Here is a 7,955-nt window from a genome sequence, read left to right as displayed (position 1 = left end):
CGTGTTGACCAATACCGTTGCCGATGTTGCGCGCACTTTTGGCCGCGCGATCATCATGCCCAACCTGGTACCTCCGGTGCGCAACGCCGCTGAAGCCGACGGCTATCGCCAGCGGATTCTCGCTGCCCGCCCGGCCGGCAGTCGCTTTGAGCCGCTGATGGTGCTGTACCTCACCGACCGCACCCAGCCCGAAGAAATTCGTGAAGCCAAGGCCAGTGGTTTTGTCTACGCCGCCAAGCTGTACCCGGCCGGCGCAACCACCAACTCCGACTCCGGCGTGACCAGCATCGACAAGATTCTGCCGGCGATCGAAGCCATGGCCGAAGTCGGCATGCCGCTGCTGATCCACGGAGAAGTCACCCGTGGCGACGTCGATGTGTTCGATCGCGAAAAGATCTTCATCGATGAGCACATGCGCCGCGTGGTCGAGCGTTTCCCGACACTGAAAGTGGTGTTTGAACACATCACCACCGCCGACGCCGTGCAGTTCGTCAACGAGGCTTCGGCCAACGTTGGCGCGACCATCACCGCGCACCACCTGCTCTACAACCGCAACCACATGCTGGTGGGCGGGATTCGGCCGCACTTCTATTGCTTGCCGATTCTCAAGCGCAATACCCATCAGGAAGCCCTGCTCGCTGCCGCCACCAGCGGCAGCGCGAAGTTCTTCCTCGGCACCGATTCGGCACCGCACGCCCAGCACGCCAAAGAAGCCGCTTGCGGCTGCGCCGGCTGCTACACCGCGTACGCCGCCATCGAAATGTACGCCGAAGCCTTCGAACAGCGTAACGCGCTGGACAAACTCGAAGCCTTCGCCAGCCTCAACGGCCCGCGCTTCTACGGCCTGCCGGCGAACACTGATCGCATCACCCTGGTTCGTGAAGAATGGACCGCCCCGACCAGCCTGCCCTTCGGCGAGCTGACCGTTATCCCGCTGCGCGCCGGTGAAAAACTGCGCTGGCGCCTGCTGGAGGAACACGCGTGAGTGAAGACCATTTCGACGACGAACTGGACGGTCAAAGTGGCGGCGGCGGTTCCCGTCACCCGATGGCAGCACGCTTTCGCGGCTACCTGCCGGTTGTCGTCGACGTAGAAACCGGTGGCTTCAACTCGGCCACCGACGCGTTGCTGGAAATTGCTGCGACCACCATCGCCATGGATGAAAAGGGCTTTGTTTACCCGGATCACACCTACTTCTTCCGCGTTGAGCCGTTCGAAGGCGCCAACATCGAAGCGGCGGCGCTGGAGTTCACCGGGATCAAACTCGATCACCCACTGCGCATGGCGGTCAGCGAAGAAACCGCGCTGACCGACATCTTCCGTGGCATTCGCAAAGCGCTGAAGGCCAACGGCTGCAAGCGCGCGATCCTGGTCGGCCACAACAGCAGCTTCGACCTTGGCTTCCTGAACGCTGCGGTCGCGCGTCTGGACATGAAGCGCAACCCGTTCCACCCGTTCTCCAGTTTCGACACCGCGACGCTGGCCGGTCTGGCGTACGGTCAAACCGTACTGGCAAAAGCCTGCCAGGCAGCTGACATCGACTTCGACGGCCGTGAGGCGCACTCCGCGCGTTACGACACCGAGAAAACCGCTGAGCTGTTCTGTGGCATCGTCAACCGCTGGAAACAGATGGGCGGCTGGGAAGACTTCGACGACTGATCCTAGTTGAGTAAATCCCGCGCATAAATAAAACCGGCCACTTGGGCCGGTTTTTTTGTTAATGCTTATAGAGCTTAAATTCTCGATCAATCCACACGACGTAAAATACCCGATGGTTCTTGTAACCCACCATCGCTACACGCTCGAAAGCCCGACCATTTTTCAGTTCACCAAATGCTCCCGGAAATACTCCTGCATCTCGCAGGCGGGAATTTCTCGGCTGAACTCCCCTTCCTTGAAGTTTCTACGCCATGGAGCCTCTTCATGCGTCAACTGACGCAGTTTCCACGCCGAGAATTGGCCATAAACGTCGAACACTTCGTTGAGCAGAGTTTGTTGTTTGGTACTGAAAACATCGGGATTGAAATCACTTGGAGGAGGAATGGCACTCGATCCAAATTGGCTGAATCTTCGATACAGATCCGGAACCACTGGCCCGTGCATCCACGCTTCCAGCTTTTCAGGGAAGAGAGCCTCGCCATGGACTGCCAGACTGAACCCTTGCGCGTAATAAACCATTTTTTGAATCTTGAGATTGGAGATCTCGCCCTCATGCCCTTCCAGGCAGAGGAAATAATCCGCAACGTCCAAGCTACTCGGCATTTGAATCCCCTTCTGCATCATGCAATCCATTGCACCGTCCTTACTGAAGTGAGGCGCGATTCAGGCCAGGGCAATCGCCCTCTTCACCCGTTATCGCTCGACCATCACCCTATCCAACCACTGTTCAGTCATCCAGTATTTTTTCCCGGGCATTTGAAACAAATAATGCCGAGAGATTGCTGCTCACAATCCCGAGCATAAAAAAACCGGCCACTAGGGCCGGTTTTTTTGTACCTCGACGTTGCGCCTTACAGGGCAGCAGCGTTCTCGGTCAGGTATGCCGCAACGCCTTCTGGCGAAGCGTTCATGCCTTTGTCGCCTTTTTTCCAGTTGGCAGGGCAAACTTCGCCGTGCTCTACGTGGAATTGAAGAGCGTCGACCAGACGGATCAGCTCTTCCATGTTACGGCCCAGCGGCAGGTCGTTGATGATCTGCGAGCGGACAACGCCTTTGTCGTCGATCAGGAACGCGCCACGGAACGCTACGCCGCCTTCCGACTCAACGTCGTAGGCTTTAGCGATGTCGTGCTTCATGTCGGCAGCCATGGTGTATTTCACCTGGCCGATGCCGCCATTGTTCACTGGAGTGTTGCGCCATGCGTTGTGAGTGAAGTGCGAGTCGATCGACACAGCGATCACTTCAACGTTGCGGGCCTTGAAGTCAGCCATGCGGTTGTCCAGAGCGATCAGCTCGGACGGGCAGACGAAAGTGAAGTCCAGTGGGTAGAAGAACACCAGGCCGTATTTGCCTTTGATGGCCGAGGACAGGGTGAAGCTGTCAACGATCTCGCCCTTGCCGAGTACGGCCGGGACGGTGAAGTCAGGGGCTGGTTTGCCTACGAGTACGCTCATTGATATCTCCTGGTGTAGAAACTTGAAGTTCAGGGTTTGCGCCAGCCTGCCATCCTCAGACGACAGCCCTGTGACACGAACCCCCTTCGCAAGGGCCGACCATCATACACTGCGAATTTGGCCTGTCCTTAACGGTTTTTTAAAGCAGGCGCAGAACCGTGCTGCATTTACAGGGCCAGGCAAATAGCCAGCAAATACCGTTCGTCAGTCGTAGCTGTTAATCCGCTGAAGCGGTCGGAAAGCACTTTGACAATCATTCTCGTTAACATTAAGATCCATCGCAATTGAGTCACAACCAGCGACGGTTCTCACTTATGTATGTTTGTCTCTGCACTGGCGTCACCGACGGACAGATCCGCGAAGCGATCTATGAAGGTTGCTGCAGCTATAAAGAAGTTCGTCAGGCCACCGGCGTCGCCAGCCAATGCGGCAAATGTGCCTGCCTTGCCAAGGAAGTCGTTCGCGAAACCCTGACCAAGCTGCAAACCGCCCAGGCCGCGATCCCCTATCCGGTAGAATTTACTGCTGCGTAATAACACCCCATTTCAAAGAACCGGACTTATGTCCGGTTTTTTTATGCCTGTAAATCAATTGCTTAGGCTCCAGACGCGGAACACAAACATTCTTATTCCGATTAATTTTCATATATTATTCAATAACTTAGGTTTGACACTTATAAATACGAAGCTCAAACTCTGCCGTATATACAGCGAATACAGGGCAGGACTCCGATCATGAAAGGCGACATTACAGTCATCCAGCATCTCAACAAGATCCTTGCCAATGAGCTGGTCGCGATCAATCAGTACTTCCTGCATGCGCGCATGTATGAAGATTGGGGTCTGAACAAGCTCGGCAAGCACGAATACAAAGAATCCATCGACGAGATGAAGCACGCGGACAAGCTGATCAAGCGCATCCTGTTCCTCGAAGGCCTGCCGAACGTCCAGGATCTGGGCAAGCTGCACATCGGCGAGCACACCCAGGAAATGCTGGAGTGCGACCTGCGCATCGAGAAGACCGGCCACGCTGACCTGAAAGCTGCGATCGCACATTGCGAAACCGTCGGTGACTTCGGCAGCCGTGAACTGCTCGAAGACATTCTTGAATCCGAAGAAGAACACATCGACTGGCTGGAAACCCAACTGGGTCTTATCGGCAAAGTCGGTCTTGAGAACTATCTGCAATCGCAGATGGGCGAAGAGTAGGAGCTGCCGCAGGCTGCGATCTTTTTAGATTGCACCGGCAACTCGCAGTAACTTTTCGGACGCACTAAAAAGCCCCGCCCTCTTTCGAGGTGCGGGGCTTTTTATTGGCTTTTTTGTAGGAGCATGGCTTGCCAGCGAAGAAAGCGCCGCGGTGCTACAGACACACCGCGTTATCGTTTTTCGCGAGCAAGCTTTGCTCCTACTACAAAAGCATCAGGCTTCGGACTTGTTCGCCGCTGCCGCTTCAACAGCCGACTTGATGGTGGTTTGCAGCGAACCGTCTGCAGCCATCTCGGTCATGATGTCGCTACCGCCGACCAGCTCACCGCCAACCCACAGTTGTGGGAAAGTCGGCCAGTTGGCGTACTTAGGCAGGTTGGCGCGGATTTCCGGGTTCTGCAGGATGTCCACGTACGCAAACTTTTCGCCACACGCCATGACAGCCTGCGCAGCTTTCGCGGAGAAGCCACACTGTGGGGCATTCGGCGAGCCTTTCATGTAAAGCAGAATGGTGTTGTTGGCAATCTGCTCTTTAATCGTTTCGATGATATCCATGGAGCACCTCGGCTGAACTTTCCGACTCACGGGTCGGCACGGTGACGCATTGTAACGGAATCCCGAGCGCCATGCTCGGTCTCCCCGACGGTCACGTTCAAGCCGCCGCCACGGTGACCGGCACGCCGTTCAACGCGGCATTCCCGGACAATTCGTCGAGCTGGCACTCATCGGTCAGGTCATTGGCGCTCGAACCTGGCTGGCCACTGGCAATCGCCATCTGCACACCCGGGCGCGCATGCCCCCAACCGTGCGGCAGGCTCACCACGCCTTTCATCATGTCGAGACTGCCGAGCACTTCCACTTCAATCTGCCCGACCCGCGAACTGACGCGCACCCACTGACCATCGTTGAGCCCACGACTGGCGAGATCGTCCGGATGCATCAGCAACTGATGGCGCGGCTTGCCTTTCACCAGCCGGTGATAGTTGTGCATCCACGAATTGTTGCTGCGCACATGTCGGCGGCCAATCATCAACAACTCGTCGGCGGCCGGAGCTTGCAGCGCGGCAAACCGTGCGAGGTCAGCGAGGATCTCTGGCGGCGCGGCCTGCACGTGCTGGTTCGGCGTTTTCAGGCGCGGCGCCAGATTGGCTTTCAACGCGCCCAGGTCAATGCCGTGAGGATGATCGAACAGTGTCGCCAACGAGAGTTTCTGCTCGGAGGCGTCACCGTACATGCCCATCCGCAAACCCATATCAATCATCTTCGCCGGTGGCATGGTCAGTTTCAGCTCCTTGCCGGCTTTCTCGGCGAATGCTTTGGCCAGACCGACAAAGATCTCCCAGTCATGCAGCGCGCCCTCAGGCTTGGCAAGGATCGCGCGGTTGAAGCGAGTGACATTACGCACCGCGAACAAGTTGAACGTGGTGTCGTAGTGATCGTTCTCCAGTGCCGACGTCGACGGCAGGATCAGGTCGGCGTAACGGGTAGTTTCATTGATGTAGAGGTCGATGCTGACCATGAACTCCAGGCCATCCAGCGCCTGCTCCAGTTGCCGCCCGTTCGGCGTCGACAACACCGGGTTACCCGCCACAGTAATCAACGCGCGGATCTGGCCTTCGCCTTCGGTGAGCATCTCTTCGGCCAGTGCCGAGACCGGCAGCTCGCCTCCGTATTCAGGACGCCCGGAAACACGGCTCTGCCACTTGTTGAAATGCCCGCCCGACGTCGACGCCACCAAGTCCACGGCCGGCTCGGTGCACAGCGCACCACCCACCCGGTCGAGGTTACCGGTAACCAGATTGATCAGTTGCACCACCCAGTGGCACAGCGTGCCGAAGGCTTGAGTCGAAACGCCCATCCGGCCATAGCAAACCGCACTCGGCGCCGCAGCAAAATCACGCGCCAGTTGGCGGATCTGCTCGGCGGGAACGGCGCACAGCGGGCTCATGGCCTCGGCGGTGAACGTCTCCACCGCAGCGCGCACGTCGTCCAATCCATCGACCGGCAAATGACTGTCGCGTGTCAGGCCTTCACTGAACAATGTGTTGAGCACACCAAACAACAATGCGGCATCGCCACCGGGGCGCACGAACAAATGCTGATCGGCCATCGCCGCCGTTTCGCTGCGCCGTGGATCGACGACCACGACTTTACCACCGCGTGCCTGGATCGCTTTTAAACGTTTTTCAACATCTGGCACGGTCATGATGCTGCCATTAGAGGCCAGTGGATTGCCGCCGAGGATCAACATGAAATCGGTGTGATCGATGTCCGGAATCGGCAGCAGCAAGCCGTGGCCGTACATCAGATAGCTGCTCAGGTGATGCGGCAACTGATCGACCGAGGTCGCCGAGTAGCGATTGCGCGTTTTCAGCAATCCAAGGAAATAATTGCTGTGGGTCATCAGCCCGTAGTTGTGCACGCTCGGGTTGCCTTGATAGACCGCCACCGCGTTCTGGCCGTGACGCTCCTGAATCGCCGCCAGTTTCTCCGCCACCAGCGCAAACGCCTCGTCCCAGTCGATCGGCAACCATTCGCTGCCAACGCGGCGCATCGGCTGGCGCAGGCGATCCGGATCGTTCTGGATATCTTGCAGCGCGACAGCTTTGGGGCAGATATGGCCACGGCTGAAGGTGTCGAGCGCATCGCCCTTGATCGAGGTGATCGCCACGTTGCCATCGGTTTCAGTGGTCTCGATGGTCAGGCCGCAGATGGCTTCACACAGGTGGCAGGCACGGTGATGGAGAGTCTTGGTCATGGCCAGTCTCTGTCTTGTTCTGGGCGGGCAATGACGCCCGCGGGAACAAAACTATGGCCCCGTCGCGGGTCAGGCGCCAGCGACGTTCGTCTTGTGAATCGACGGCTATCAGGTGCGCCGATAGACCGCCTCGCTCAACTGGAGGGCAGTTGCGGCGGCGCGGCCAGCTGGATTTCCTGAATGGTTTCGATCTGCTCGTGGGCGACGTGTACGCCGGTGAGCTCGCCGATTAATCGCCAATGCTCGTCGAGCCCGGCACTGATGGTCGCCATGCGGTCAATCATATGGCGGCCGGCGGATTTGACCACGTCGTCTTCGCTGCGCAGCAGTTCGAAGGACATTGAGGTCATTGACGCGGTGAGATGGGTCAGAGAGCGAGCCGTGTGGCCCAGCAATTCCATTAACAATTTTTCTTTCGATTCCATGCGGAGGCTTCCTGCGTCGCTCGAAACTTATTTATAACCCAGCACTTTGCTTTAGCAAATGTTTCAACCTGAGCATCCGACCAAGTGATGGCATGCCGCCACGGTCGTAAACCGACTCAAGCGACCCGATCCCCGCCACGGCGGATTGCCAAGCCCCGCGAGGCCAGTGTACAAAGGGACTCGCTGCTGTCTTGAACCCGGCTTCAAATGCGCGACTGCAACATCCTGTCCGCTCTCCGAATCCCGCATAACCGTAGCCTATTGGAAAAACGCGACATTTAATGTCAATATCGCGCCTCCCCCTATTTCGTCGCCCCGTGCGGCTTACGCCGCAGGTCTCGCCCGTTGTTCCGTTAAACAAGGCTTTGAGCATCTGCGGTTTGTAGCAAAAAGGTAGTCAATGATGAGCGCAAGGCACTTTCTCTCCCTGATGGATTGCACGCCCGAAGAG

Annotated in this window: 9 protein-coding genes; 4 read left to right on the top strand and 5 right to left on the bottom strand. The window is 57.4% G+C overall.

Annotated features, from left to right (window positions below; all coding sequences use genetic code 11):
- Both pyrC and rnt read left to right on the top strand, forming a co-directional pair.
- Positions 1 to 985: dihydroorotase (gene pyrC / locus ACIP1X_RS26850; protein WP_400755781.1), on the top strand; the 985-nt coding region annotated here is incomplete at its 5' end.
- The gene (rnt, locus tag ACIP1X_RS26845) at positions 982 to 1,659 is read left to right on the top strand and encodes a ribonuclease T (RefSeq protein WP_007916667.1); all 678 of its coding nucleotides are present in this window, start codon (positions 982 to 984) and stop codon (positions 1,657 to 1,659) included. The genes pyrC and rnt, both read left to right, overlap by 4 nt.
- Before the next feature lie 162 nt (positions 1,660 to 1,821).
- On the opposite strand, the gene ACIP1X_RS26840 is transcribed toward rnt, so the two are convergent.
- A complete protein-coding gene (locus tag ACIP1X_RS26840) occupies positions 1,822 to 2,292 on the bottom strand; it encodes a Panacea domain-containing protein (protein ID WP_007916669.1) in 471 nt (156 codons plus the stop codon).
- Between the two features lie 218 nt (positions 2,293 to 2,510).
- Positions 2,511 to 3,113 carry a peroxiredoxin gene (locus tag ACIP1X_RS26835; protein ID WP_400755780.1) on the bottom strand — a complete coding sequence of 201 codons (603 nt, stop codon included), beginning with the start codon at positions 3,111 to 3,113 and terminating at the stop codon, positions 2,511 to 2,513.
- Between the two features lie 314 nt (positions 3,114 to 3,427).
- Here ACIP1X_RS26835 and ACIP1X_RS26830 point away from each other — a divergent pair, with 314 nt between their 5' ends.
- Together ACIP1X_RS26830 and bfr are read left to right on the top strand one after the other, a co-directional pair.
- On the top strand, positions 3,428 to 3,646 hold the full coding sequence (locus ACIP1X_RS26830; RefSeq protein ID WP_003227725.1) for a bacterioferritin-associated ferredoxin: 219 nt from the start codon (positions 3,428 to 3,430) through the stop codon (positions 3,644 to 3,646).
- 201 nt (positions 3,647 to 3,847) lie between these two features.
- On the top strand, positions 3,848 to 4,321 hold the full coding sequence (gene bfr / locus ACIP1X_RS26825) for a bacterioferritin (protein ID WP_042560739.1): 474 nt from the start codon (positions 3,848 to 3,850) through the stop codon (positions 4,319 to 4,321).
- A 213-nt stretch (positions 4,322 to 4,534) separates the two neighbouring features.
- Here the strand turns inward: bfr and grxD are convergent, their stop codons facing one another.
- The 3 genes from grxD to ACIP1X_RS26810 form a co-directional block, all read right to left on the bottom strand.
- Positions 4,535 to 4,876: a Grx4 family monothiol glutaredoxin gene (grxD, locus tag ACIP1X_RS26820; protein WP_007916674.1), complete on the bottom strand. Its 342-nt coding sequence runs from the start codon at positions 4,874 to 4,876 to the stop codon at positions 4,535 to 4,537.
- A 97-nt stretch (positions 4,877 to 4,973) separates the two neighbouring features.
- Entirely contained in the window at positions 4,974 to 7,079 is a 2,106-nt protein-coding gene (locus tag ACIP1X_RS26815; RefSeq protein WP_400755779.1) for a molybdopterin oxidoreductase family protein, read from the bottom strand.
- A gap of 134 nt (positions 7,080 to 7,213) precedes the next feature.
- Positions 7,214 to 7,504 (bottom strand): hypothetical protein, encoded by a 291-nt coding sequence (locus ACIP1X_RS26810; RefSeq protein WP_053123421.1) that lies wholly within the window; start codon positions 7,502 to 7,504, stop codon positions 7,214 to 7,216.
- Between the last annotated feature and the right edge of the window lie 451 nt (positions 7,505 to 7,955).

The sequence above is a fragment of the Pseudomonas sp. NPDC088885 genome (assembly GCF_044750025.1).
Lineage (GTDB): Bacteria > Pseudomonadota > Gammaproteobacteria > Pseudomonadales > Pseudomonadaceae > Aquipseudomonas > Aquipseudomonas rustica.
The sequence above is the reverse complement of the archived record's forward strand: the minus strand, read 5'-3'. Positions and strand labels throughout refer to the sequence as shown.

Coding starts and splice junctions, on each gene's coding strand:
- bfr (WP_042560739.1), top strand. CDS start 3,848: ATGAAAGGCGACATTACAGTCATCCAGCATCTCAACAAGATCCTTGCC.
- ACIP1X_RS26830 (WP_003227725.1), top strand. CDS start 3,428: ATGTATGTTTGTCTCTGCACTGGCGTCACCGACGGACAGATCCGCGAA.
- ACIP1X_RS26810 (WP_053123421.1), bottom strand. CDS start 7,504: ATGGAATCGAAAGAAAAATTGTTAATGGAATTGCTGGGCCACACGGCT.
- ACIP1X_RS26835 (WP_400755780.1), bottom strand. CDS start 3,113: ATGAGCGTACTCGTAGGCAAACCAGCCCCTGACTTCACCGTCCCGGCC.
- ACIP1X_RS26840 (WP_007916669.1), bottom strand. CDS start 2,292: ATGGATTGCATGATGCAGAAGGGGATTCAAATGCCGAGTAGCTTGGAC.
- grxD (WP_007916674.1), bottom strand. CDS start 4,876: ATGGATATCATCGAAACGATTAAAGAGCAGATTGCCAACAACACCATT.
- ACIP1X_RS26815 (WP_400755779.1), bottom strand. CDS start 7,079: ATGACCAAGACTCTCCATCACCGTGCCTGCCACCTGTGTGAAGCCATC.